This window comes from Aromatoleum bremense (assembly GCF_017894365.1).
In the GTDB taxonomy this organism is placed as follows: Bacteria; Pseudomonadota; Gammaproteobacteria; order Burkholderiales; family Rhodocyclaceae; genus Aromatoleum; species Aromatoleum bremense.
This window is the reverse complement of sequence record NZ_CP059467.1, coordinates 4,122,888-4,146,105: the sequence shown is the minus strand read 5'-3', so window position 1 is coordinate 4,146,105 and position 23,218 is coordinate 4,122,888. Positions and strand designations below refer to the sequence as shown.

23 protein-coding genes are annotated in these 23,218 nt (G+C 68.0%); 12 read left to right on the top strand and 11 right to left on the bottom strand.

Going from position 1 to position 23,218, the window contains the following annotated elements:
• Window positions 1-24: 24 nt before the first annotated feature.
• The gene (locus tag pbN1_RS19550; protein ID WP_169201026.1) at window positions 25-882 is read right to left on the bottom strand and encodes a class I SAM-dependent methyltransferase; all 858 of its coding nucleotides are present in this window, start codon (window positions 880-882) and stop codon (window positions 25-27) included.
• A 207-nt stretch (window positions 883-1,089) separates the two neighbouring features.
• On the opposite strand from pbN1_RS19550, the gene pbN1_RS19545 reads away from it, so the two are divergent.
• The 4 genes from pbN1_RS19545 to pbN1_RS19530 all read left to right on the top strand — a co-directional run bounded on the left by pbN1_RS19545 (window position 1,090) and on the right by pbN1_RS19530 (window position 5,265).
• Window positions 1,090-2,085 (top strand): AraC family transcriptional regulator, encoded by a 996-nt coding sequence (locus pbN1_RS19545; RefSeq protein WP_169201025.1) that lies wholly within the window; start codon window positions 1,090-1,092, stop codon window positions 2,083-2,085.
• 92 nt (window positions 2,086-2,177) lie between these two features.
• A complete protein-coding gene (locus pbN1_RS19540) occupies window positions 2,178-2,690 on the top strand; it encodes a peroxiredoxin (RefSeq protein ID WP_169201024.1) in 513 nt (170 codons plus the stop codon).
• The gene (locus pbN1_RS19535) at window positions 2,650-3,135 is read left to right on the top strand and encodes an FKBP-type peptidyl-prolyl cis-trans isomerase (RefSeq protein WP_169201023.1); all 486 of its coding nucleotides are present in this window, start codon (window positions 2,650-2,652) and stop codon (window positions 3,133-3,135) included. The genes pbN1_RS19540 and pbN1_RS19535 overlap by 41 nt, the downstream gene beginning before the upstream one ends.
• A 72-nt stretch (window positions 3,136-3,207) precedes the next feature.
• The gene (locus tag pbN1_RS19530) at window positions 3,208-5,265 is read left to right on the top strand and encodes an ABC transporter ATP-binding protein (protein WP_169201022.1); all 2,058 of its coding nucleotides are present in this window, start codon (window positions 3,208-3,210) and stop codon (window positions 5,263-5,265) included.
• A 98-nt stretch (window positions 5,266-5,363) separates the two neighbouring features.
• On the opposite strand, the gene pbN1_RS19525 is transcribed toward pbN1_RS19530, so the two are convergent.
• The gene (locus pbN1_RS19525; protein ID WP_210147590.1) at window positions 5,364-6,851 is read right to left on the bottom strand and encodes a transglycosylase SLT domain-containing protein; all 1,488 of its coding nucleotides are present in this window, start codon (window positions 6,849-6,851) and stop codon (window positions 5,364-5,366) included.
• A 182-nt stretch (window positions 6,852-7,033) separates the two neighbouring features.
• Window positions 7,034-7,825 carry a hydroxyacylglutathione hydrolase gene (gene gloB, locus pbN1_RS19520; protein WP_210147589.1) on the bottom strand — a complete coding sequence of 264 codons (792 nt, stop codon included), beginning with the start codon at window positions 7,823-7,825 and terminating at the stop codon, window positions 7,034-7,036.
• Here gloB and pbN1_RS19515 point away from each other — a divergent pair.
• The 3 genes from pbN1_RS19515 to dnaQ are packed head-to-tail and all read left to right on the top strand — an operon-like array spanning window position 7,824 to window position 9,779.
• On the top strand, window positions 7,824-8,564 hold the full coding sequence (locus pbN1_RS19515) for a class I SAM-dependent methyltransferase (RefSeq protein WP_169201021.1): 741 nt from the start codon (window positions 7,824-7,826) through the stop codon (window positions 8,562-8,564). The two genes, gloB and pbN1_RS19515, sit on opposite strands and share 2 nt — an antisense overlap.
• Window positions 8,561-9,022 carry a ribonuclease HI gene (gene rnhA, locus pbN1_RS19510; protein WP_169201020.1) on the top strand — a complete coding sequence of 154 codons (462 nt, stop codon included), beginning with the start codon at window positions 8,561-8,563 and terminating at the stop codon, window positions 9,020-9,022. The genes pbN1_RS19515 and rnhA overlap by 4 nt, the downstream gene beginning before the upstream one ends.
• 37 nt (window positions 9,023-9,059) lie before the next feature.
• Window positions 9,060-9,779: a DNA polymerase III subunit epsilon gene (dnaQ, locus tag pbN1_RS19505; protein WP_169201019.1), complete on the top strand. Its 720-nt coding sequence runs from the start codon at window positions 9,060-9,062 to the stop codon at window positions 9,777-9,779.
• Between the two features lie 33 nt (window positions 9,780-9,812).
• On the opposite strand, the gene pbN1_RS19500 is transcribed toward dnaQ, so the two are convergent.
• The 8 genes from pbN1_RS19500 to acsA all read right to left on the bottom strand — a co-directional run bounded on the left by pbN1_RS19500 (window position 9,813) and on the right by acsA (window position 18,839).
• On the bottom strand, window positions 9,813-10,568 hold the full coding sequence (locus pbN1_RS19500; protein WP_169201018.1) for a fused MFS/spermidine synthase: 756 nt from the start codon (window positions 10,566-10,568) through the stop codon (window positions 9,813-9,815).
• A 142-nt stretch (window positions 10,569-10,710) separates the two neighbouring features.
• Window positions 10,711-13,269: a DNA mismatch repair protein MutS gene (mutS, locus tag pbN1_RS19495; protein WP_425305744.1), complete on the bottom strand. Its 2,559-nt coding sequence runs from the start codon at window positions 13,267-13,269 to the stop codon at window positions 10,711-10,713.
• Window positions 13,270-13,473: 204 nt separating this feature from the next.
• Window positions 13,474-13,671, bottom strand: coding sequence for a hypothetical protein (locus tag pbN1_RS19490; protein ID WP_169200947.1), 198 nt, complete (start codon window positions 13,669-13,671; stop codon window positions 13,474-13,476).
• A gap of 55 nt (window positions 13,672-13,726) precedes the next feature.
• Window positions 13,727-13,975, bottom strand: a complete 249-nt coding sequence (locus pbN1_RS19485; RefSeq protein ID WP_169201016.1) for an acyl carrier protein — start codon at window positions 13,973-13,975, stop codon at window positions 13,727-13,729.
• Complete coding sequence (locus pbN1_RS19480; protein WP_169201015.1) at window positions 13,972-15,129, bottom strand: dihydrolipoamide acetyltransferase family protein; 1,158 nt, start codon at window positions 15,127-15,129, stop codon at window positions 13,972-13,974. Before pbN1_RS19480 ends, pbN1_RS19485 begins: the two co-directional genes overlap by 4 nt.
• Window positions 15,122-16,111, bottom strand: a complete 990-nt coding sequence (locus pbN1_RS19475; protein ID WP_169201014.1) for an alpha-ketoacid dehydrogenase subunit beta — start codon at window positions 16,109-16,111, stop codon at window positions 15,122-15,124. Before pbN1_RS19475 ends, pbN1_RS19480 begins: the two co-directional genes overlap by 8 nt.
• The gene (gene pdhA, locus pbN1_RS19470) at window positions 16,108-17,082 is read right to left on the bottom strand and encodes a pyruvate dehydrogenase (acetyl-transferring) E1 component subunit alpha (RefSeq protein ID WP_244857038.1); all 975 of its coding nucleotides are present in this window, start codon (window positions 17,080-17,082) and stop codon (window positions 16,108-16,110) included. The genes pbN1_RS19475 and pdhA overlap by 4 nt, the downstream gene beginning before the upstream one ends.
• Window positions 17,079-18,839, bottom strand: a complete 1,761-nt coding sequence (gene acsA, locus pbN1_RS19465; protein ID WP_169201013.1) for an acetate--CoA ligase — start codon at window positions 18,837-18,839, stop codon at window positions 17,079-17,081. Before acsA ends, pdhA begins: the two co-directional genes overlap by 4 nt.
• A 193-nt stretch (window positions 18,840-19,032) precedes the next feature.
• Between acsA and pbN1_RS19460 the strand changes: the two genes are divergently transcribed.
• The 5 genes from pbN1_RS19460 to pbN1_RS19440 all read left to right on the top strand — a co-directional run bounded on the left by pbN1_RS19460 (window position 19,033) and on the right by pbN1_RS19440 (window position 23,151).
• The gene (locus pbN1_RS19460; protein ID WP_169201012.1) at window positions 19,033-19,377 is read left to right on the top strand and encodes a hypothetical protein; all 345 of its coding nucleotides are present in this window, start codon (window positions 19,033-19,035) and stop codon (window positions 19,375-19,377) included.
• A gap of 31 nt (window positions 19,378-19,408) precedes the next feature.
• Entirely contained in the window at window positions 19,409-19,750 is a 342-nt protein-coding gene (locus pbN1_RS19455) for a hypothetical protein (RefSeq protein ID WP_169201011.1), read from the top strand.
• An 87-nt stretch (window positions 19,751-19,837) separates the two neighbouring features.
• On the top strand, window positions 19,838-21,724 hold the full coding sequence (gene ftsH, locus pbN1_RS19450; protein ID WP_169201010.1) for an ATP-dependent zinc metalloprotease FtsH: 1,887 nt from the start codon (window positions 19,838-19,840) through the stop codon (window positions 21,722-21,724).
• A gap of 133 nt (window positions 21,725-21,857) precedes the next feature.
• Window positions 21,858-22,403: an HPF/RaiA family ribosome-associated protein gene (locus pbN1_RS19445; RefSeq protein ID WP_169201009.1), complete on the top strand. Its 546-nt coding sequence runs from the start codon at window positions 21,858-21,860 to the stop codon at window positions 22,401-22,403.
• Window positions 22,404-22,662: 259 nt separating this feature from the next.
• Complete coding sequence (locus pbN1_RS19440; RefSeq protein ID WP_169201008.1) at window positions 22,663-23,151, top strand: hypothetical protein; 489 nt, start codon at window positions 22,663-22,665, stop codon at window positions 23,149-23,151.
• The last annotated feature ends 67 nt before the right edge of the window (window positions 23,152-23,218 follow it).

The window sequence follows — 23,218 nt, the reverse complement described above, 5'->3', positions numbered from 1 at the left end:
ACGGGCGTGTTTTCCGCCGCTGCGCTACTGCCGCGTGATCACCGCTTCGAGGTATTCGCCCGGGATCACCAGCGAGTCCACCCCGCCCGTATTTCGGGATTCGAGCAGTTGCAGCAGATCGGCGTGGAGCCGCGCCTGCCCGTCGCCGTCCAGCGCCGCGAAGGCCTTGTGCGTCGGGCCGTAACAGGTGCGGAAGACTTCGATCCAGTGCGCGGGGGAGCGGAAGCGGAAGTTGAACGACCGGCGCCCGCAGCGGATGTCGATGGCGTGACGGCCGAACAACTCGACGAGGTACGGCTCGTCGCCCCACCGCAGCGGCGAGCGGACGCCTGCCGGGGGTGGAACGTGGGCGCCGATCACGCGGAACAGTTCGCCGATGAATCCGGCTGGAGTCCAGGCGGCGAGGCCGATGCGCCCGCCGTGGCGAACCACGCGCAGCAATTCGCCGGCGCTGCGGTCGTGGTCGGGCGTAAACATCACGCCAAACGTTGACAGCGCGACGTCGAAGCTGCCGTTGGCAAAGGGCAGGGCCTCGGCGTCGGCGACACGGAAATCCACCGCCAGACCCTCGGCGCGTGCACGCGTGGCAGCCTGGTCGAGGAGGTGCGGCACATAATCGGTCGAGGTCACTTCGGCGAAGCGCCGAGCCGCAGCCAGCGTTGCGTTGCCATTGCCGGCGGCTACGTCGAGCACGCGCTCGCCCGCGCGCAGGTCGGCGGCCTCGGCCAGCGATTCGCCGACGATCTGCAGGCGCGTGCCGATGAATCCGTAATCTCCGCTTGCCCAGGTCGCTTGCTGGCGCAGCTTGATCGCTTCGAGGTCGGGTGACGGCGGAACCGCAATGGACTGGCCGGAGGGGCACAGGGCGATGGGTGCGTTCATGATGGTCTCCTGTCGATCGGGGAAAGCCGGTCCTCTGCGGGCCCGGGTCGGCGTGGCAAACATCACCTTCCGACGCAGTCATTCTTTCGCCGCGCCGCGTTTGATGCTTCACTGAGAGTCGGGCAAATTTGCTCGTGCGTCCGCGGTTGACCGCCTGTCGATCCGAAGGCACTGCGGAGCCCAAGCATTGCCGGCCGGAACAACGCCATGAGCCGAGATACGCTGTCCGATCTGTTGCGTGCCGTTCGCCTGCGTGGCGCGGTCTTCTACTACGTCAGCTGCTGGGAGGACTGGGCCGCCGAAGCGCCTCCCGCACGGGAGATCGCGGCGGCAGTGCTGCCCGGCGCCGAGCACGTCATGGAGTTCCACATGGTCGCCAAGGGCGCCGGCTGGGCGGCTGTCAGCGGGTTTGCGCCGGTCCGGCTCGGGGTCGGCGATATCGTCATGTTTCCCCACGGCGACGCCCACGTCATGTCCAGCGCCCCGGGCGTGGAGCCCGCACGGCTGGGCGCCGACTGGGTCTTCGCCACGCGGCACGAACCCCGGCCGATGCCCGTCGCCTACCACCGGGGCGTCAGGGAACCCGGCTCTGCGGCACCGATCGCCGACGCCGACACCATCCTGGTGTGCGGATTCCTCGGTTGCGACCTGCGGCCGTTCAACCCGCTGGTGGCGGCCTTGCCACGCCTGCTGCACCTGCCGGCGGCGCGAGCTGGAGGGGCCATCGCACGCGTCATCGACCAGGCGGCGCAGGAGTCCACGCAGCGCCGTCCCGGTGCAGATGCAGTGCTCGAACGCCTGGCCGAGATGATGTTCGTCGACACCGCGCGGCGCTATCTCGACGGCCTGCCGGAAGACGCGACCGGCTGGCTGGCCGGTTTGCGCGACCGCTACGTCGGCCGCGCTCTTGCTCTCCTGCATGAATACCCCGAGCGTCCGTGGACGATCGATGAACTCGGCCAGCAGGTCGGGCTATCCCGCTCCGCGCTGCATGAGCGGTTCGTGCAGTTCCTCGGCGAACCGCCGATGCACTACCTCGCGAATTGGCGCATCCAGGTCGGTTCGCGCTTGCTGCGCGAAACCGGCCGCACCGTTGCCTCGATCGCGCTCGATGTCGGCTACGAATCGGAAGCCGCGTTCTCGCGCGCTTTCAAGCGCCTGGTCGGCCTGCCGCCTGCCACCTGGCGTCGCAGCACCCGTTGAAAAGACTTTTCAGGGCGCTGCAGTCCGCTCCGGTTACCGGTAGAGTTCGCTTCGGCTCTCCGTTAGAATCTTTCGCACGTCAGGGGGATCACATGCTGCAGATCGGTGAGATGGCGCCAGCGTTTTCATTGCCGGATGCGGAGATGGAGGTTTTCGACCTCTCCGCGGAACGCGGCAGGCATCATGTGGTCCTCTACTTTTATCCGCGCGACAACACCCCCGGATGCACGCGTCAGGCGGCCGACTTCAGCGATCATGAAGACGAGTTCGGCCGTCACGACTGCATCGTGGTCGGTGTGAGTCCCGACGATTGCCTGACCCACGCCGAGTTTCGCGACCAGCACGGGTTGTCGGTACGTCTGCTCTCGGACGTCGAGAGGGAGGTCTGCCGGCTCTACCACGTGTGGCAGCCGAGGGAAGTCGACGGTGTGAAGAAGATGGGGGTGATGCGGACGACTTTTGTGATCGACAAGGAAGGCGTCATCCGCCACATGCTCCACGACGTTTCACCCCGCGGCCACGTGGCGGGGGTTTTCGAACTGGTCAGGAAACTGCAAACAGAGAATGCACATGGAAATCGTCAAGAACAGCGTGGTAACGCTTAACTACACCGTCGTCGATCCCGACGGCACCATGATCGACGACGGTCAGCAACCGCTGGTTTACCTCCACGGCGGCTACGACGGCATCTTCCCGGCGCTGGAAGAAGCGCTGCACGGCAAGAAGGTCGGCGACCAGCTCAAGATCAAGCTGCAGCCCGAAGACGCCTTTGGCGACTACGACGAAGAGCTGGTGCTGGTCGAGGAAGTGGGCCAGTTCCCCGACAACATCGAAGTCGGCATGTCGTTCGAGCGCGTCAGCGACGACGGCGAAGAGGAAATGATCTACCGCATCACCGACATCGCCGAAGGCAAGGTCGTCGTCGATGGCAATCATCCGCTCGCCGGCACGGCCCTCGTGTTCGAGGTCACCGTCGCAGGGGTGCGTCCGGCAACCGCCGAAGAACTCTCGCATGGTCACGTTCACGGGGCCGGCGGACACCACCACTGATGATCGGTTGATCCCGCACCAAGGGGGCCGCGCAAGCGGCCCTTTTCCTGTCTGCTCCGTTATCCTACGGCGATGACCGAAACGATCGATAAAACCGGCCGCCCTGGTGCCGAACCGCCGCGCGAACTGCAGGCCCCGCTGCTGGAGGTGAGCGAGCTGCGCGTGCTGATCGGGCCGGACGAAAGTCCGGTACGGCCGGTCGACGGCGTGGGGTTCTCGATCGCAGGCGGCGAGACCTTTGCGCTGCTCGGCGAATCGGGCTGCGGCAAATCGATGACGGCGCTGGCGCTGCTGCGCCTGCTGCCCGACGGCGGGCGCATCGCGAGCGGCGAGGTACGCTTTGCCGGGCGCGACCTGCTGCGCCTGACGGAGGCGCGCATGCGCGAAGTGCGCGGCGGGCAGATCGCGATGATCTTCCAGGAGCCTTCGACGAGCCTCAACCCCGTGATGACGGTCATGAGCCAGATCGGTGAGGTGCTCGCGCACCATCGCGGCCTCGATGGTGCATCCGCGCGCGCCGAAGCGCGCCGGCTGCTTGAATCAGTCGGGATCCCGGACGCGGGACGGCGTCTCGACGATTACCCTTTCCAGTTTTCCGGCGGCATGAAGCAGCGGGTCATGATCGCCATCGCACTCGCCGGCGAGCCGGAACTCCTGGTCGCCGACGAGCCGACCACTGCGCTCGATGTCACGATCCAGGCGCAGGTGCTCGATCTCCTCGCCCGCCTGCAGGCCGAGCGCGGCATGGGAATGCTGTTGATCACGCATGATCTCGGCGTGGTGGCGCGGATGGCGCAGCGAATCGGCGTGATGTATGCGGGCGAACTGGTCGAAACGGGAAATCGCAGCGATTTTTTTCGCCGCCCGTTGCACCCATATTCGCGCAAGCTGTTCGCGGCGCTGCCGACCGACGCGCAGCGCCAGCGTCCGCTCGCGGCGCTCGGCGGCAACGTCCCGGCGCTCGACCGCGACTTCGTCGGCTGCCGTTTCGCCGACCGCTGTCCCGAAGCCTTCGACGTGTGCCGCCGCGAAGCACCCGTCTGGGAGAGGCGCGACGGGCAGGCGGTGCGCTGTCATCTTTATTCGGCTGGCCGGACCGCGGCCGCCGCAGCGACGCCCGTAGCGGTCCCATTCACCGCCACCCCGCACCGCCCGACACCCGCGCTGCTGCTCGACGTGCGCGACCTGAAAGTGCATTTTCCCGTGCGAAAAGGCCTTTTGCGACGCCAGGTCGGAAGCATCAAGGCGGTCGACGGCGTCAGCCTGACGCTGGCCCCGGGCCGAACGCTGGCGCTGGTCGGCGAGTCCGGCTGCGGCAAGACGACGGCCGGCAAGGCGATCCTGCAGCTCGTCGCGCCGAGCGCCGGCCAGGTTTTTCTCGACGGTTCGCCGATCACCGGCCTGTCGCGCTCAGCGCTGCGGCCATTGCGCCGTTCGTTCCAGATGGTGTTCCAGGATCCGTTCGCGTCGCTGAACCCGCGCATGCGCGTCGGCCAGATCATCGAAGAAGGCATGCTCGCGCTCGGCGTCGAACCCGACGGCCCAGCGCGCGCGCGGCGCATCGACGACCTGCTGCAGCGGGTCGGACTCACCCCGGCGATGAAGCTGCGCTATCCGCACGAGTTTTCCGGCGGTCAGCGCCAGCGCATCGCCATCGCCCGCGCGCTGGCAGTGTCACCGCGGCTGCTCGTCTGCGACGAGCCGACGAGCGCGCTGGACGTCTCGGTGCAGGCCCAGATCCTCAACCTGATGCGCGAGCTGCAGGGCGAGTTCGACCTCGCGTATCTTTTCATCACCCATAACCTGGGGGTCGTGAGCTGGCTTGCGCACGACGTCGCGGTGATGTATCTCGGACGGATCGTCGAGCGCGGCCCGGTCGAACGCGTGCTCGCCGCGCCCGCCCATCCGTATACCCGGGCCTTGCTCGCGGCGGTGCTGCGCATCGATGACGAAGCGCCAGGCGTCCGGTCAGCGCCGCCGGGCGACGACTTGCCGTCGCCGCTCGATCCACCCTCCGGCTGTCACTTCCATCCGCGCTGTGCCCATGCGACCGACATCTGCCGGGCGCAGTATCCGGGCGAGACCGCCCGTGGCGCAGGGCAGGTCGTCCGCTGCCACTGGCCGCGCTGAGCGGACAGCAGTCAGGGATTCGGGCTCCCGCCCGTCCCGGCACTTGCCTTTGCCGCCCGCAATGTCCGTTGCAGGCGCACGATTTGACCACTCTGGCCTCAGCGCTGGTTTTTTTGCGGCTGCTTCTTGCCGGACGTCGGCTTCGCCGGCTGGCCGCTCATTTTTTTCGCTGCTGCCGACGTGGTTGGAGTTTTCCTCGCCGAAGTCCCTGAGCTTTTGCCGGCAGGCCGCTTGACCCCCTTCTTCGCCGCCGGTTTCGTGCCCTTCGTCGCGGTCGGCTTTTCCGTGCCCTTGGCATCCATTTTGACGGGTTTGCCGCCAGCCAGCCGCGGGACGATCGAGCGCCCCGGCGATCCCGCCTGTTCGAGCGCATCGGTGGGCGCATTGCCCGGATCGACGCCCTCAGGGACGAGCAGCGAGTAGCCGGGGCTTACACGGCTGCGCGCATCGAGCCGGTTGATCTGGTAGAGCTGGTTCAGCGACAGGCCGAAATCCCGCGCCACGGATGCGAGCGTCTCGCCGCGCTGCAATTCGTAGGTGCGCCACTGCGTCCCGTTGCGTTGATGTTCGGCGAGCCGCAGCTGGAACTGTTCGGCGCGATCGACGGGCACGACAAGCGCACTGCCTTCGGTGACGGCTGGACGTTTGTGGCTGGGGTTGAGGGCGAGGAACTCGTCGAGCGGCATCCCCGCAAGGCGGGCGGCGGTGGCCAGTTCGATCGTCGCAGGAGTATCGACAGTGACGAAGTGGGGGCTGTTCGGCACGTATGGAAGTTCGAAGCGGTACAGCTCGGGCTGCGCGACGATGTTCTTCAGCGCCTGCAGCTTCGGCACATAGTTGCGCGTTTCCCCGGGCATGCGCAGATGGCTGTATTCGGCCGGAAGCCCGTCGTCCAGGTTGCGCTGGATCGCGCGGCCGACCGCGCCTTCGCCCCAGTTGTACGAGGCGAGCGCGAGATGCCAGTCGCCGTGCATGTCGTAGATCGCCTGCAGGTAGTCGAGCGCCGCTGCGGTGGAAGCGATCACGTCGCGCCGCTCGTCGACCCACGCGTCCTGCGTGAGGTTGTAGTTCCGCCCCGTCGAGGGGATGAACTGCCACAGCCCCGACGCGTGCGAGCGCGAATAGGCCATCGGGTTGTAGCTGCTTTCGACCATCGGCAGTAGCGCGAGCTCGGTCGGCATGCCGCGGCGTTCGAGTTCGTCGACGATGTGGTAGAGATAGCGCCCGCCGCGCTCGAAAACCTTTTTCAGGAAACCCGGGCGGTTGATGTAGAAGAGTTGCTGTTCGGCGACCAGCCCGCTGTCCAGGTCCGGCATGCCGAAACCGCGGCGAATGCGGTCCCATATGTCATTGGCGTCACGGGTGAGGTCGAGCGTGAGCACGCGCAGCGGAGGATCCGTCAGCTCGAGGACCGGCCCGAGAGGAGCCTTCAGGCCGCCCGGAGCGGCGTCATCGCCGACGATGAGACTGGTCGCGCCCGGCTCCGGCAAGAGAGTCGGCGCCGCCGAATCCGCCGACGCCCGGACAGACCCCGGTGCGATGCTCAGGAACACGAGAAACAGGAGGCTTGCGAAAGGAATCGCCATCGAGCCGGCGCCCCGGGAGAGGAAAAAGAGGGTGGACTCTAGGGCAGGGGCGGGGGGGCGTCAAACCGGTGTCGATGACGGGGCGCGGACAGCGGTTTTTCGCCTCAGAAAACGCCGGGCCGCCCCAAGTTTTCTTGTCCCCCTCGGGGGGCGGAAACGGCAAAGCCGTTTCCTGGGGGCGCTCAGAAAACGTCCTTCCAGGCCCTCAATGCCGTGAAGCATTCGAGCGAGTCGTGCGGACGCACGCCGGTGCGGTCGGCGATCACGCCCATCACTGCCGGTTCGCCCGTGCGCAGGAAGGGGTTCACGCGCCGCTCGCGTTCGATGGTGGTCGGCAGGGTCGGCCGCCCGGCATCGCGCCGCGCCTCGCATTCGACGAGCCACTCGTCCCGCTCGGGATTCCCCGGGTCGGCGACACGCGCAAACGCGAGGTTGGCGAGCGTATACTCATGGGTGCAATACACGGCGGTGTCGCCGGGCAGATCTGCGAGGCGGCGCAGCGAAGCGTGAAGTTGCGCGGCAGTGCCGCCGAGCAGCCGCCCGCAGCCGGCGCTGAAAAGGGTGTCGCCGGGAAACAGGATGCCCGGCGCGAGATAGGCGACGTGGCTCGCGGTATGGCCGGGCACTTCGAGCACGCGCAAGCGGATGCCGAGCGGGTTGAGACTGACTTCGTCGCCTTCCGCAACAGGATGGTTCACACCTTGGATGTCGGCTGCAGCTGGGCCGAACACCGGGATGTCGCGGCTGGCGATCAGCTCGGCGACGCCACCGACGTGGTCTGCATGGTGATGGGTCAGCAGGATCGCGCAAAGATCCAGCCCCTGCGCCGCGAGGCCGTCTTCGACGACTGCTGCGTCACCCGGGTCGACGACTGCTGCAAGCTGGCCGCGACGCAGCAGCCACAGGTAGTTATCCCGGAACGCCGGGAGAGGGATAATTTCGATGCTGCCGATTTTTGAGTGCTGATCGTTCATGTCCATCCTCAGTCTGTCGGACTGGCTTGAAACCCCGCAGGGACAATACCTGCTGCAGTGGGAATCGGCCAGGTTCGACGTCATGGTGGCCGATATTTTCGGCTACAACGCAGTTCAGATCGGGCTGCCCGAGCACGAGTTCCTGCGCGGCAACCGCATGCCGTTCCGCTTCCGTTGCGCCCGGCTGGGCGAGGCCGAAGTGATGTCCAACGCGGAAGCGCTGCCGTTCGCCACCGCCACGCTCGATCTGGTGCTGCTGCCGCACGTGCTCGAGTTTTCGCCGAACCCTCATCAGGTGCTGCGCGAGGTCGAACGCGTACTGGTGCCCGAGGGCAGCGTCATCATCAGCGGCTTCAACCCCTTCAGCCTGTGGGGCCTGCGCCGCCTGCTGGCTCGCGGCGACGGGGCATTTCCGTGGCGTGGACAGTATCTGTCCGTGCGCCGCACGAAGGATTGGCTCGCGCTGCTGGGGTTCGAAACCCAGTCCGGCAGTTTCGGCTGCTACGCGCCGGCGGTGACGAGCGGAAAATGGCTGGAACGCTGGCGATTCATCGACAAGGCCGGGGACCGCTGGTGGCCGATCTTCGGCGGCACCTACATCATTCAGGGAATCAAGCGGGTGCAGGGGATGCGCCTGATCACCCCCAACTGGCGCGATCGTCGCGCCGCAGCGAAACGGCTCTCGCCGGTGGCCCAGCGCGGCCGGCAGGTGACGGGCGGAGTACAAAAGACTAAATGACCGATCAGATCGAGATATTCACCGACGGCGCCTGCAGCGGCAATCCGGGGCCCGGCGGTTGGGGCGCGATCCTGCGCTCGGGGGCTCACGAAAAGGAAATCTGGGGTGGCGAACCGCACACGACGAACAACCGCATGGAGCTGCTCGCGGTGATCCGGGCACTCGAACTGCTCAAGCGTCCGGTCGTCGCCCGCGTGCATACCGACAGCCAGTACGTGCAGAAAGGCATCTCCGAGTGGATCCACGGCTGGAAGGCGCGCGGGTGGAAGACCGCGGCGAAAGCCCCGGTGAAGAACGAGGACCTGTGGCGCGCGCTCGATGAGGCCGCGAGCCGTCACCAGGTCCAGTGGATCTGGGTCCGGGGCCATGCCGGCCATGTCGAGAACGAACGCGCCGACGAACTCGCGCGCCGCGGCGTCGACGCGGTGCGCCGGCAAGGCACGAGCGTCGCAGGCTGAAGCTTCGCGGCGCCTGGAACAATATTGGGGAAAACGCATGAGACAGATCGTCCTCGACACGGAAACCACCGGCCTCGACTGGCGCAACGGCGACCGCGTCATCGAAATCGGCTGCGTCGAGCTGCTGAACCGCAACCTGACGGGGCGGCATTACCACGTCTATATCAACCCGGAGCGCGGCATCGATGCCGAGGCGATCGCGGTGCACGGCATCACCGAGGACTTCCTCGCCGACAAGCCGACGTTCAGCGCCATCGCGGCCGAGTTCGAGGATTTCATCCGTGACGCGGAACTGATCATCCATAACGCGAACTTCGACGTCGGCTTCCTGAACCACGAGCTGTCGCGGCTCGGGCGGGGAAAGCTCGACAGCCTTTGCGCGGGGGTCATCGACACGCTGAAGATGGCGAAGGAGCAGAACCCGGGCAAGAAGGCGTCGCTCGACGCGCTGTGCGACCGGCACCAGATCGACAATGCGTCGCGGACGCTGCACGGCGCGCTGCTCGACGCGGAGCTGCTCGCCGAAGTCTACCTGGCGATGACGCGCGGCCAGGAGAGCCTGATCATGGCGCTCGAGGAGCCCGTGCCGGGCAGCGCCGAAGCCGGCGGCGTGCTCGTCGATCGGCCCCCGCTGAAAGTGCTCCGCGCGAGCGGCGAAGAGCTGGCTGAACATGGCCGGGTGCTTCACGACATCGCGAAAGCGACGAAAGGCACCTGCCTGTGGATCGCGCCCGAGCCGGAAGCGGCCGCCGCCTGACAGGACGAGGGCCTGAAGCGACCGCAGGCGCGGCTACAGGATGAGCCGCCCGCCAGGCAGGCTGCCCGCCTGCTCGAGCCGGGCGACGGTCGGGCCGAGGTCGAGGCCGGTGCGGTCCTTCAAGGCCCGGGCGCGTTCGCGCAACTCCGTCACCGGCACGGCGATCTCTTCGCCTTGCGCGCCGAATGCGACGACGTTGCCGCTGTCGCACGACGGAAACGCGATCGCGCGGTTCTCGAATGCGTGGATGATCCGCTCGACGCTGGCGCGAAACCCGCGCGACCGACCGAAGAGGTTCGTCGACATCAGTCCCGCGTCCGACAGGCGCGCACGCGCCGCGGCGTAGAACGGCGCGGTGTCGAGCGCGCCGGCCCGCGCGTGGCGGTCGAAGCCATCGACGAGGATCAGGTCGAAGCGCCGGTCGGTTTCGATCACGTAGCGGGCGCCGTCGCCGACGTGGATCGAAAAACGTGCATCCTCGTCCGGCAGGCGGAAGAACTGGCGGGCAGCCGCGACGACTTGCGGTTCGATCTCGACGACCTGGATGCGCGTCTGCGGGCAGTGGCGATGCAGGAAACGCACCAGCGAGGCGGCGCCGAGGCCGATCACCAGCGCGTTGCGCGGCCATTCGTCGGCGTCGCGCAGCAGCAGACCGGCCATCATCTCGCGCGTGTAGGCGAGTTCGAGTGCGTGCGGCCGGCGGATGCGCATTGCGCCCTGGACCCACTCCGAGCCGAAATGAAGATAGCGGACGCCGCGATCTTCGCTGATGTCGATCGGGGTGCTCACTGGAGCACCCTCGCGCTACGCGCGCGGAGGGCCGGCTTGGCACAGCCGGCCCGTTCCGCGGGCGCGGAGCATGCTCCGCGAAACCCCCGCTCCACCCCGCCAAGCGGGACTGAGCGCTTCTTGGGGCGGCCCGGCGAAGTGCTCATGCGGTCATCCGTTTCAGCGCGTACAGGCGCTCGAGCGCCTCGCGCGGGCTCAGGGTGTCAGGGTCCAGTTCGGCCAGCGCGGTGAGCGCCGGGTGCGAGGGCGTGTCGGGTTCGCGGTCCGGCAGCGCGGCAAAGAGGTCCGCCTGCGGCCCATTGCCGACCTCGCGGTTCTCGAGCGCGCGCAGGCGCCGTTTGGCGTCGCGCACGACCGAGCCGGGAATGCCGGCGAGCGCCGCGACCTCGATACCGTAGCTCTGGCTCGCCGGTCCGTCCTCGACCGCGTGCAGGAACACGATGCGGTGCGCGTGCTCGACGGCGTCGAGATGCACGTTCGCGCACTCGGGGTAGTCGCCGTTGAGGCGGGTGAGTTCGAAGTAATGGGTGGCGAACAGCGTCAGGCAGCGGTTCTTTTCGAGCAGGTGGCGGGCGATCGCGAATGCCAGCGCGAGCCCGTCGAAGGTCGAGGTGCCGCGCCCGATCTCGTCCATCAGCACGAGGCTCTGCTCGGTCGCGCCATGCAGGATCGCCGACGCCTCGGTCATCTCGACCATGAACGTCGAGCGGCCGGACGCGAGATCGTCGGACGCGCCGATGCGGGTGAAGATCGCATCGAGCGGGCCGAGGCGTGCGCTCTGCGCCGGCACGAAGGCGCCGACGTGGGCGAGCAGCGCGATCAGCGCGACCTGGCGCATGAAGGTCGATTTGCCGCCCATGTTCGGCCCGGTGATCAGCAGCATGCGGCGGGTCGGGGCGAGGCGGCAGTCGTTCGAAATGAAGTCTTCGACCTGCCGCTCGACGACCGGATGGCGCCCGCCGGTGATATCGACGCCCGGCTGCTCGGAAAACTGCGGGCAGACGTAGCCGTGGCGCACGGCAGCTTCGGTGAACGCGCCCAGACCGTCGAGGCACGCGAGCGCGCGGGCGATGCGCTGCAGCGCCGGGATATGCGCGGCGAGCGCTTCGAGCAGCGCTTCATAGAGCAGCTTCTCGCGGGCGAGCGCGCGCTCCTGGGCCGACAGCGCCTTGTCCTCGAACGCCTTCAGTTCCGGCGTGATGTAGCGCTCGGCGTTCTTCAGCGTCTGGCGGCGGCGGTAGTCGTCCGGCACTTTCCCCGTGTTCGCGTGGCTCACCTCGATGTAGAAGCCATGTACCTTGTTGAACTCGACCTTGAGGTTCGTGATGCCGCTGCGTTCGCGTTCGCGCGCTTCAAGCGCCAGCAGGAACTCGCCGCAGTTCGACTGGATACCGCGCAGCTCGTCGAGCTCCGCGTCGAAACCGGGAGCGATCACGCCGCCGTCGCGCACTGCGGCGGCCGGCTCGGCGGCGACGGCGCGCACGAGCAGGTCGAGCGCGTCATCCGGCACCGCGATCGCCCCGAGCAGGTCGCCGAGCAGCGGAGCCTGCGAGGTGCCGAGCGCAGTATGCAGTTCGGGCAGGCGCGCGAGGCTGTCGCGCAGCGCCGCGAGATCGCGCGGCCTCGCGCTGCGCAGCGCAATCCGCGCGGTGATGCGATCGACGTCGGCCACCCCGCGCAGCGCGGCGCGGACCTCGCCGAGCATCCGTGCATCACCGGTGTCCGCCGGGGCACCGGGATCCGATCCGGCGAGTTCGCCGACGGCGCCGTGGCGCAGCGCGGCGAGTGCGCGGTCGCGCAGCGGATGATGCAGCGCATGCCGCAGCCAGCGCGAGCCCATGCTGGTAATGCACGAGTCGAGCAGCGACAACAGCGTCGGCGAGGCTTCGCCGCGCAGGGTCTCGGTCAGTTCCAGGTTGCGCCGCGTCGCCGCATCGAGCCGCAGGTATTCGGCTTCACGCTCGACCCGCAGTCCGGTGACGTGCTCGAGGCTCTGGCGCTGCGTGCTGCGCGCGTACTCGAACAGCGCCGCTGCGGCCGCGAGCGCGACCGGCAGGCCTTCGGCGCCGAAGCCGGCCAGGTCGCGCGTGCCGAAGTGCCCGGTCAGCAGGCGCTCGCCGTTGCCGGAGTCGAACTGCCAGTCGGCGAGCCGGCGCAGCACCGGCGACAGCGATTCGACCAGCGGCAGCGCCAGCCCGTCGGGCACCAGCACCTCGGCTGGGCGCAGCCGTTCGAACTGCGCCTGCAACTGCTCGGCCGAGCATTCCATCACCCGCAGGTCGCCATTGGCGAGGTTCAGCCACGCGAGGCCGAGCACGCCGCGGTGCAGATTCGCCGCGAGCAGCAGCGAGTCGGCGCGATCGTCGAGCAGCGCCGCGTCGGTCAGCGTGCCGGGCGTGACGATGCGGCTCACCGCGCGCTCCATCGGCCCCTTCGTCGCTCCCGGCTCGCCCACCTGTTCGGCGATCACGACCGATTCGCCGAGCTTGACGAGCCGCGCAAGGTATTGTTCGACCGCGTGGAACGGCACACCGGCCATCCGGATCGGCGTGCCGGCCGACTGCCCGCGCGTCGTCAGCGTGATGTCGAGCAGCCGCGCGGCCTTCTCCGCGTCATCGAAGAACAGCTCGTAGAAGTCCCCCATGCGGTAGAACAGCAGCGTGTCCGGATGCTGCGCCTTGATGCGGAGATACTGCTGCATCATTGGACTGAAGTTGGATGCTTCAGGCGATTGATTATTAGGTGATTTTTCCATCAATTCGCGAAAATATCTTGATATTTGAATATGCCATGTGCGGGGTGCGCATAGCGAAGTCCGACAACGTCCGTTGATACTTGCCGGTTCGGCGTAGCTTTGCGGGAACGATGGCCGCCGCCGCGGAGTGGGCGTCGCCCTGGCGGGCCGTCAAACAAACCGCTTCCCGACCTGCGACACGGTCTGTCTCGGCAAGCGTGAACCGGGGCAGCATGTTACCTTGAGCATGGTGCGGATGTGCTGGACGAAGTTGAGCTGCTTGTTCGACGTGGTGGCCCAGAAGTCCTGCCGGTTGTAGGTGAGGTCGTCCGTGACCTCCCGTGTGGCGCCGTAGAAGGCGATGTCCATGGTTGATGTGCGTTGCCCCACGCATTTCGACAGGGTCGCGCTCCATGGATGGCGACTATCCCAGCTTCGTCTTGAAATAGCGCGTGCAAGCGTCCAGGTTCGAGAGCCGTGGATAGTCGGCCTCGGGGATGTCGATGCCGAACGCCTTGTGCAGGCCGACGACGAAATTGAAGAAGTCCATCGAGTCGAAATAATCGAGCTGATCGCGGAAGCTCTTGTCGGGTGCGAGGCTGGAGGTGTCGGCGTCGGGTGCGACCGCGCTGAGGGCATCGAGGACGATGTCTCTGATCTGTACCTCGTTCATAGTCGTTCCGGCTCCTGCAACAGGCGATCCAAAAGCGCCAGGAACTGCGCGCCGCGGTGGCCGTCGCTGACCCGGTGGTCGGCTGACAGCGTGGCCTGCATCAGCGGCCGCGCCACCACCTGACCGTCCACCACCCACGGCCGCTCCACGATCCGCCCCAGACCGACCAGCGCCACCTGTGGCGGGTAGATCACGCCGAACACCATCTCCACGCCTTGTTCACCAAGACTGGTCACGGTGATGGTTGCGTCGCTCATCTCGGAACTGCGCAGGGCGCCGGCGCGAGCCCGCTGGACCAGATCGCGCAGCGCTGCCATGACTTCATCGAGCGACTTGCTGTCGGCGTCATGAACCGCGGGCGCGACCAGGCCGCCGCCACGCAGGACGATGGCGGAGCCCGGATGGATGCCGGCGCCGGGCTTGAACTCGCCGTCCACCCAGAACCCGTTGAGCTCCGGCGCCTGTCGCAAGGCCAGCGCCATCGCCTTGAGCAGCAGGGCGCCCGGCAGCAATCGCGCGGGGACGGCGCGCCGCTCGTTCTCGCTGCGCAGCCAATCGAGGGCGCGGCGCATGTTGATGAAGGTGCCGAGATAGTAGTGAGGGATCTCGCGCTTGGACCGCGCCATGGCAGCGGCGATCGCCTGGCGCATGCCGGCTGCGCGATCGGCAGGGCGCGTCGGCGGGCGCGCGACGGCGGCCTTTTCGACGTCGTCGAGGGTGATCGCGCCGGCTGCGCCGCTGCCGGCGAGCCGCCCGAGGTCCACGCCCAGCTCGGCCGCGCGCTTGCGCGCCGCCGGGGAGACCCGGAGTCGCGTGGCGCCCGCGGCGGCCGGTGCCGTCGTCGCGGCCGGCGAAGTTGGGGGCGCCGACACTGTCGTGCCGCTTGCGGCTTCGGCAGAGGGCGGCGCCTGCTCCTCGTCTTCCGTGCGGATGACCGCCAGCGGCGTGCCGACCGGCACCTGCTCGCCCACCGGGACCAGGATCTCCTCCACCACCCCGGTGGTGAATATCTCCACCTCGATGGCGCCCTTCCGGGTTTCCACCACCGCCACGACGTCACCCCGGCGCACGCTGTCGCCGGGCTTGATCCGCCATTCGATCAGAGTGCCGGCTTCCATGTCGGAGCCGAGCGAAGGCATGCGGAACTCAGCCATGGCCCAGCATCTCCTGCACCGCTTGCACAATGGTTTCGGCCTGGGGCAGGGCGGCCTGCTCGAGATGGCGGGGATAGGGTATCGGCACTTCGGCCCCGCACACCCGCGCCACCGGCGCATCCAGCTCGTAGAAGGCGCCCTCCATGATGCGTGCGCTGATTTCGGCCGAGATGCCGCCGCTTCTCCAGCCCTCGTCCACGACCACCGCCCGCCGCGTATGCGCGACCGAGGCGAGAATCGCCGCGCCGTCCAGGGGGCGGAGGCACCTGAGGTCCACCACCTCGGCCTCGACGCCTTCGACCCCGAGCTGTTCGGCGGCGGCAAGGGCCTTGCGCAGCCCGCCGCCGTAGGCGAAGAGGCTCACGTCGCGGCCGGCCCGGCGCACGACGGCGCGGTCGATGTCCACTGCGCCGGCGTCGGCGGCGAGCTCGCCTTCCGTGTTGTACAAGACGGTGTTCTCGAAGATCAGCACCGGGTCGGGGTCTTCGAGGGCGGTCCATAGCATGCCGCGAGCATCCTCCAGGGTGGCTGGCGTGAGCACCTTGATGCCGGGGATGTGGGCGTACCAGCCTTCGAGGCTGTGCGAGTGCTGGGCGGCGAGCTGGTGGCCGCTCCCGGTGGCCATGCGGATCACCAGCGGGACGGAGAACTGCCCGCCGGACATGTGGAGCAGGGTGGCGGCGTTGTTCACGATCTGGTCCAGGGCGAGCAGCGAGAAGTTCACCGTCATGATCTCGACGATCGGCCGCATCCCGCCCAGCGCCGCCCCGATCCCCGCGCCGACGAAGGCGGATTCGGACAGCGGGGTGTCGCGGATGCGCTCGGGCCCGAACTCCTGCAGCAGGCCCTTGCTCACGGCGAAGCAGCCGCCGTAGCGGCCGACGTCCTCGCCCATCAGGAACACCCGGTCGTCGCGCCTGAGCGCCTCGCGGATCGCCTCGCGCACGGCCTCGCGATAGGTGGTGCGGACTGTCGCGGTCATGGCGCCAAGCCCTCGGCGCTGTAGACATGGCGGGTCAGCGTGGCCGGCGGCTCCCAGCTGCCCGCCTCGGCAAAGGCCACCGCTTCGGCCACTTCGGCGGCGATTTCGGCCTCCATGCGCGCGAGCGTAGCGTCGTCGAGCACCCCCTCTTCCTGCAGGCGCGGAATGTAGGTCGCGATCGGGTCACGCGTCTTCCATTCCGCGACCTCGGCCTTGTCGCGATAGAGCTGGGCGTCGAACATCGAGTGGGCGACGAAACGGTAGGTGTGGAATTCCAGAAAGTAGGGGCCGGCGTCGCCGTTGCGCACCGCTCCCGCAGCCCGCTGGCTGGCGGCCTCGACCGCCTCCACGTCCATGCCGTCCACCGACTCCGCCGGCACGTTATAGGCGGCGGCCTTGAGGCGGATGTCGGTCTGCGACTCGGAGCACGCTAGCGCCGTGCCCATCGCGTAGAGATTGTTCTCGCACAGGAAAAGCACCGGCAGACGCCACAGCGCGGCGAGGTTGATCGATTCATGGAACTCGCCCTCGGCCACCGCGCCTTCGCCGAAGAAGCACGCGGTGACGCGGTGCCGCCCCTGCATCTTGTCGGCCAGGGCGAGCCCCACCGCCAGCGGCAGGCCGCCACTGACGATCGCGCTGCCGCCATAAAAGCGCCGGCCGCGGTCGAAGAGATGCATGGAGCCGCCGCGGCCCCCGCTGCAGCCCTCCTGCTTGCCGTACATCTCGGCCATGATCGCTCCGGCCGGGATGCCGCGCGCCAGGGCGTGACCGTGCTCGCGATAGGTGGACACCACGGCGTCGTCGGGCCCGATCGCCTGCATCGCGCCCACCGCCACGGCCTCCTCGCCGATGTAGAGATGCATGAAGCCGCGGATCTTCTCCTCGGTGTAGAGCTCGGTGGCCTTTTCTTCGAAGCGGCGGATGCGCAGCATCCCCTGCAGGAGCGCGAGAGCATGGTGGTGGTTCACTTTTCCGCCTCCAGCGTGGATAGATCGCCCTCGGGCAGTCCGAGCTCCCGCGCCTTGAGGAGGCGGCGCATGATCTTGCCGCTGCGGGTCTTGGGCAGGCTGGGCTGGAAATCGAGCTCGCGCGGCGCCACCGCACCCAGGCGCTTGCGGGCGAAGCCGAGCAGCTCGCGGCGCAGCGCCTCGTCGGGGTCGATGCCGGGCTTCAGCGCGACGAAGGCCTTGACCACCTCGCCGGCCATCGGGTCGGGTTTGCCGATCACGCCCGCCTCGGCCACCGCGGGGTGCTCCATCAGGACGCTCTCCACCTCGAACGGGCCGATCAGATGGCCCGAGGACTTGATCAGGTCGTCGGCACGGCCGACGAACCAGAAATAGCCGTCCTCGTCGCAGCGGGCGAGATCGCCGGTGAGGTACCAGCCGCCGGCGAAGCACTTCTCGTAGCGCGCCTCCTCGTGGAGATAGCCGCGGAACATGGAAGGCCAGCCCGGGCGCAGGGCGAGCTCGCCTTGCTCGCCGGGCGCCAAGGTGTCGATGCCACCGTCCTCGCGCCGGCGAACCACGGCCGCCTCCACGCCCGGCAGCGGCTTGCCCATGGAACCGGGCTTGACCGCCATCGCGGCGTAGTTCGAAATCATGATCCCGCCGGTCTCGGTTTGCCACCAGTTGTCGTGGAAGGGATGGCCGAAGGCTTCCGCGCCCCACACCACGGCCTCGGGGTTCAAGGGTTCGCCGACGCTGGCGAGAAAGCGCAGGCGGGACAGGTCGTAATGCCGGGCGAGCTCGTCACCGTACTTCATCAGCATGCGGATGGCGGTGGGGGCGGTGTACCACACCGTCACCTTCTGGTCCTGGAGGATGCCGTACCAGCGTTCGGGCTCGAACTCCTCCTCGTCGACGATGCTGGTGACGCCGTTGGTGAGCGGCGCGATGATGCCGTAGGAGGTGCCGGTGACCCAGCCGGGGTCGGCGGTGCACCAGAAGACGTCCTCCGGGTGCAGGTCGAGGGCGTAGCGGCCGGTGAGATGGTGGACGAGTACGGCGGCGTGGACGTGGATCGCGCCCTTGGGGCGTCCGGTGGTGCCGCTGGTGAAGTGCAGCAGCGCCCAGTCCTCGGGGTCGGTGGGCGGGATGACGAACTCGGCGCTCGCGCCAGCCATGAGGGAGTCGAGATCGCGGGTGCCCGGCACGTCCTGCGCCGCGGCGCCACCGCCGACGAGGAGCACGTGCTCCAGCCGCGGCAGCCGCTCGCGCAGCCCGGCCACGCGGGAGCGATACAGCGCCGGGGTGGTGACCAGGACACGGGCCTCGCCGATGCTCATGCGGGCGTGGACCGGTTCGGGGCCGAAGGCCGAGAACAGCGGGCAGAACAGCGAGCCGTTCTTGAGCGTGCCGAGGGCGGCGACGTAGAGCTCCGGGATGCGGCCGGTGAGGGCGAACACCCCCTCGCCCTTGCCCACCTTGAGCGCTTGGAGGACGTTGGCGAAACGGTTGGAGAGCTCGGCGAGGCGTCCGTAGCTGAAGTCGCGCACCTCGCCGTTCGCCCCCAGCCAGCGCAGGGCGAGGTGATCGCGACGGGTGCCCGCGGCATGGTGGTCGACCGCCTCATGGGCGATGTTGAGACCCCGCCCGCCGGGCAGGCCGTCGAGCTCGCCGCGGGCCTCGGCCCAGGAGAAGCCGGCTCGGGTGCGTTCGTAGTCGGCCAGATTGGGCGCGAGCGCGTCGGCCCCGGGCGACTTTTCGATGGTTTGCCACCGCATGCTCCTCCTCCTCGAAAATCGGCGTCGGCTGCGGGTGCCAATGTTGAAATCTATAGCAGAATTTCCGCCACCAAGTGTTGCGCTCGGTCACAAAGGCTGTCGGACTACCCCTCCGCGGGTGGCATAGTCCGACAGCCTGCTAAAGTGGTAAGAAACGAGGTGCGCGGCGGGGGGCGCGAGTCGAGGTGGAGGGGTGAGCGAAATGGCCTTCAGCGAGAAGCTTGTTCAGGAAGTATGGGAGCGTGCCAGGGCTTCCACCGATCAGGATCCGTCCGTGTGGCGCCTGGACGAGTGCGGCGCGTGGATGAGACGCGAGCACTATGGGCGGGAGAACTCCGAATTTGGCTGGAAGGTGGAAATCACCAGCGCCGGCGGGCCGGAGACGATCGAGAACCTCCGGGCGTTCAACATGGGCAACGCATTCGACCGCGCCCAGGGGAGCGCCAAGTGCTGCGTGCTCGCCGATCGCGTGGATCAGCATCCCTGGGAGCACGCGAGCGCGCCGCGAAACAGGGACGTCGGACCGCACCACCCCTGACCGACCCGCCGACCGGCATTGGATGGGCGCCATGATCGAGACCAAGGTCACCTGGAGAGGCAGCGCCTCGCTGGCATCGGTGGAGGCCGCACTGCGTGAATACGGGCGCGCCGAGATTCATCTTCCGCCGGAGTACCACCACGCGTTGTGGCGCGGTCTCGGCAGGGGTGGGCGGGGCAGCCCCGAGTTGCTTGACATCGCCGGTGGCAGCGAGTTGCTGCAGCGGGTTTGCGGGATCGACAGTCTTTCTGAGTTGGCGTCGCTGTCGGCCCTTCTCGGCGGTGCGGAATTCGAGGTGCGCGTGACCAGTCCGAGCCCCGTGATCGACATCAGCGTTCGGAGCGAGCAGTGCGGCGCGGCATCTCCCTCATAGTCGCAGCCGCGGAAGCGCGCGCGCGGGTGACGATTCGGCCTCCCGGCTGGCGGTGATCACCCACGACCAATTCTCTCCCGTCCCCACATGCCGGCGCCCGAAAAGCCCACCTTCCCGGAGATCCCGCCCTGGCGGCCGTTGGCCTATTTCGTCGCGATGCTGGCGCTGTTCATGTTGCTGCGGATCATCCTCTCGGGCGCCGGCATCGAGGAGATCAGCTACAGCGACTTCAAGCGTCGCATCGCCGCTGGCCAGGTGGCGGAGGTGACCATGCAGGAGAACCGGATATCCGGCCGTCTGCGCGAGGAACGGCCGATCGGCCCCGACGGCGGGAAGACCGATCGATTCACCACCCGTGTCCCCGCGATGGGCGACAGCACGCTGCTGCCGGCCCTCGAGGACGCCGATGTTCAGGTAAACGTGCAGTCGGCGCAGGGCTGGGGGCTGTTGATCTACTGGCTGCCCTGGCTGCTGCTCCTCGGCTTCTTCTTCCTGGCGTTCTGGCGCGCGAGCCGCCTGGTCGGCGGGGGATTGGGCAGCGGGGGCGAGCTGCGGCGCTTCCTGCAGAGCGTGGTCCGCACCGCCGAGCGGCCACAGACGACCTTCGCCGACGTCGCCGGCCAGGAGAGCGCCAAGCGCGACGTCCAGGAGCTGGTCGCCTACCTGCGCGATCCCGGCAAGTTCGAGCGCCTGGGGGCGCAGATGCCGCGCGGGGTGCTGCTGATGGGACCGCCCGGAACGGGCAAGACGCTGTTGGCCAGGGCGCTGGCGGGGGAGGCGGGGGTGCCGTTCTTTTCCATCTCGGGGTCCGAGTTCATCGAGGTGTTCGTCGGCGTGGGCGCCTCGCGCGTGCGCAATCTCTTCGCTGCTGCCAAGAAGCAGGCGCCTTCCATCGTCTTCATCGACGAGCTCGACGCCGTGGGCCGTACCCGCGGCACGGGGCTCGGCGGCGGGCACGACGAGCGCGAGCAGACACTCAACCAGATCCTGGCCGAAATGGACGGCTTCGCGCCGCACGAGGCGGTCATCGTGCTGGCTGCCACCAACCGCCCCGACGTGCTCGATCCGGCGCTGCTGCGCCCCGGGCGCTTCGACCGTCATGTGGTGCTCGATCTGCCCGACAGCAAGGACCGTGAGGCCATCCTCGCCGTCCATTCGCGCAAGGTGCCGCTGGGCGCCGACGTGAAGCTGGGGGAGATCGCCGCCGCCACGCCCGGCTTTTCCGGCGCCGATCTGCACAATCTGGTGAACGAGGCGGCGATCCTCGCCGCGCGCGAGGAACAGGAACGAGTCGGCCACCGCCACTTCGAGGAAGCGCGCGACAAGGTGGTCCTGGGCAGCACCCGGACGCTCGCCATCCAGCCCGACGAGCGCCATCGCTTGGCCGTGCACGAGGCGGGCCACGCCGTAGTGGCCTATTTCCTGCCGCACGCCGATCCCCTCTACAAGGTCAGCATCGTTCCGCGCGGACGGGCGCTGGGCGGCACCCTGCAGCTTCCCGAGCACGAGCGCCACACCCTGCCGGAAGACTATCTGCGTGACCGCCTGGCGGTGATGCTCGCCGGCCGCACCGCCGAGCGCCTGCTGCTCGGCACGGTGAGCTCGGGGGCCGACGACGACATCCGCCAGGCCACCGCCCTGGCCCGCTCCATGGTGGCGTGCTGGGGCATGTCGGAGGCGGTGGGGCCGGTCGATCTGCGCGATAGCGAGGAGCATCCCTTTCTCGGGCGCGAGATCGCCCAGCCGCGCCGCTTCTCGGAGTCCTCGGCCCAGGCCGTGGACGAAGGGGTGCGTACGCTCCTCAAGGAAGCTGAGCAGCGCATCGGCGAGGCGCTGCGGCAGCATGCCGCAGCGCTCGGCCGTCTGGTCGAAGCGCTGGAACGGGAGGAGGATATCGACCGGGCGCGGATCGAAGCGCTGCTCGGCCGGCGCACGTCCCCGGCCATTAAGCGAGGCGCGCAAAAAGCGCATTGAGAAGCGGGCGGTTGCGCGCCGCCCGGTCGAACACGGGGTGAACCGGAAGGTCGAGAGTCGGCGCCGGCCCCCGCGGCTTGCACCGCCAGGCGAAGGGCGTACTCAGAGCGCAGCATTGAAAGCGAGGAACATCATGCAAATACCGACCCACATCGTCTTTCGTGACATGCCCCACTCCGACGCGATCGAGGCCGCCATCCGCGACAAGGTCGCCAAGCTCGACCAGTTCTACGAGCGCATCATGAGCTGCCGCGTCACCGTCGGGATGATCTGCAAGCACAAGCGCCACGGCAGGCTCCACAACGTGCGCGTCGATCTCACCGTCCCGGGCTCGGAGATCGTGGTCAATCGGGATAATGCGGAAGATGTCTACGTCGCCATTCGCGACGCGTTCGACCACGCCCGCCGCCGGCTGGAGGACTACGCCCGCCGCCAGCGCGGCGACGTAAAGGCTCACGAGCCGGAGTCGCGTGGCCGGATCGTCCGCCTGTTCGGCGATGAAGGCTACGGCTTCATCGAAGACATGGGCGGCACCGAACTCTATTTTCACCGCTACAACGTCGTGCATCCGGACTTCGAGGCCCTCGAGGTGGGCGATGATGTCGTGTTCCTGGAGGAGACGGCGGGCGATGGTCTGCAGGCCAATCGCGTCCGCGTGCATTCGCATTCGTCCCACTGAGATGGCTAGCTTCAGTCGAGCGAGCCGTCGGCCGACAATGGTTGCTTGCGGGTTCAGCGTCCCGCGGGTGGCGGTTGTCGAGGTGTGGCGAGGCGCCGTCGAGATGCTGCTGGGCGGTGTTCGCGCGTTCGTGCAGACGCTGTGAGGGACCGCATGGGCGCCGACGCGGTTCTGCTAGTTCCCGTCTATCCTGGAAACGGGCAGCAGCGATCTGCGGCGAACGGAGCCGCCAAGTGACCGAACGCGAGGGAATGCCACCATGCCTCTACCACACGAAGTCGAAAGCCGCGTGAGCGAAGAGCTCTCGGCTTTCATCGCACCGCTGCTCGACCATCCGGACATGGATACGCCCCTGACGCTAGGGTTCGTCCGTCAGCGAATTCTCGGGGTGGCCAGGGCCCAGGGCGTGGAGCCGCGACGGTTCGGAGACGGTGAATCACTGGCGAGCGAGATCGAAGCCCTGATCGAGGAGTTCGGCGCCGATGCGCCGGCGGCCGACTTCGTGAGCGTCAAGGCCAGTGAGGACCTGTCGCAGTTCATCGAAACGCTGCTGGACGTGAGCGAGGCCGATGTCGTTCCCACCCTCGGCGGCATGCGGGCGGCCGTCGCGGACGGGTGGGTTGCGCGGCTCGCGGGGAAGGGCGTCATCGATGACGACGACGACCAGACGCTGCTCGCGGAGATTGACGCGCTCATCGACCGCTACGGAGAGGACACGCCCGCGGAGAACCTCTTGCGCTTCGAGTGAGGGCCTCGTCGGGTGAGCCCGGTGCTCGCTCCCGGGGGCGTAACGGCGTGCCCAATTGGCTTCGTTC

Excerpts from the sequence above, each read along its gene's own strand:
- pbN1_RS19550 (WP_169201026.1), bottom strand. The coding sequence starts at position 882 with ATGAACGCACCCATCGCCCTGTGCCCCTCCGGCCAGTCCATTGCGGTT.
- pbN1_RS19545 (WP_169201025.1), top strand. The coding sequence starts at position 1,090 with ATGAGCCGAGATACGCTGTCCGATCTGTTGCGTGCCGTTCGCCTGCGT.
- pbN1_RS19540 (WP_169201024.1), top strand. The coding sequence starts at position 2,178 with ATGCTGCAGATCGGTGAGATGGCGCCAGCGTTTTCATTGCCGGATGCG.
- pbN1_RS19535 (WP_169201023.1), top strand. The coding sequence starts at position 2,650 with ATGCACATGGAAATCGTCAAGAACAGCGTGGTAACGCTTAACTACACC.
- pbN1_RS19530 (WP_169201022.1), top strand. The coding sequence starts at position 3,208 with ATGACCGAAACGATCGATAAAACCGGCCGCCCTGGTGCCGAACCGCCG.
- pbN1_RS19525 (WP_210147590.1), bottom strand. The coding sequence starts at position 6,851 with ATGGCGATTCCTTTCGCAAGCCTCCTGTTTCTCGTGTTCCTGAGCATC.
- pbN1_RS19515 (WP_169201021.1), top strand. The coding sequence starts at position 7,824 with ATGTCCATCCTCAGTCTGTCGGACTGGCTTGAAACCCCGCAGGGACAA.
- gloB (WP_210147589.1), bottom strand. The coding sequence starts at position 7,825 with ATGAACGATCAGCACTCAAAAATCGGCAGCATCGAAATTATCCCTCTC.
- rnhA (WP_169201020.1), top strand. The coding sequence starts at position 8,561 with ATGACCGATCAGATCGAGATATTCACCGACGGCGCCTGCAGCGGCAAT.
- dnaQ (WP_169201019.1), top strand. The coding sequence starts at position 9,060 with ATGAGACAGATCGTCCTCGACACGGAAACCACCGGCCTCGACTGGCGC.
- mutS (WP_425305744.1), bottom strand. The coding sequence starts at position 13,269 with ATGCAGCAGTATCTCCGCATCAAGGCGCAGCATCCGGACACGCTGCTG.
- pbN1_RS19490 (WP_169200947.1), bottom strand. The coding sequence starts at position 13,671 with ATGGACATCGCCTTCTACGGCGCCACACGGGAGGTCACGGACGACCTC.
- pbN1_RS19485 (WP_169201016.1), bottom strand. The coding sequence starts at position 13,975 with ATGAACGAGGTACAGATCAGAGACATCGTCCTCGATGCCCTCAGCGCG.
- pbN1_RS19480 (WP_169201015.1), bottom strand. The coding sequence starts at position 15,129 with ATGGCTGAGTTCCGCATGCCTTCGCTCGGCTCCGACATGGAAGCCGGC.
- pbN1_RS19475 (WP_169201014.1), bottom strand. The coding sequence starts at position 16,111 with ATGACCGCGACAGTCCGCACCACCTATCGCGAGGCCGTGCGCGAGGCG.
- acsA (WP_169201013.1), bottom strand. The coding sequence starts at position 18,839 with ATGCGGTGGCAAACCATCGAAAAGTCGCCCGGGGCCGACGCGCTCGCG.
- pbN1_RS19455 (WP_169201011.1), top strand. The coding sequence starts at position 19,409 with ATGATCGAGACCAAGGTCACCTGGAGAGGCAGCGCCTCGCTGGCATCG.
- ftsH (WP_169201010.1), top strand. The coding sequence starts at position 19,838 with ATGCCGGCGCCCGAAAAGCCCACCTTCCCGGAGATCCCGCCCTGGCGG.
- pbN1_RS19445 (WP_169201009.1), top strand. The coding sequence starts at position 21,858 with ATGCAAATACCGACCCACATCGTCTTTCGTGACATGCCCCACTCCGAC.
- pbN1_RS19440 (WP_169201008.1), top strand. The coding sequence starts at position 22,663 with ATGCCTCTACCACACGAAGTCGAAAGCCGCGTGAGCGAAGAGCTCTCG.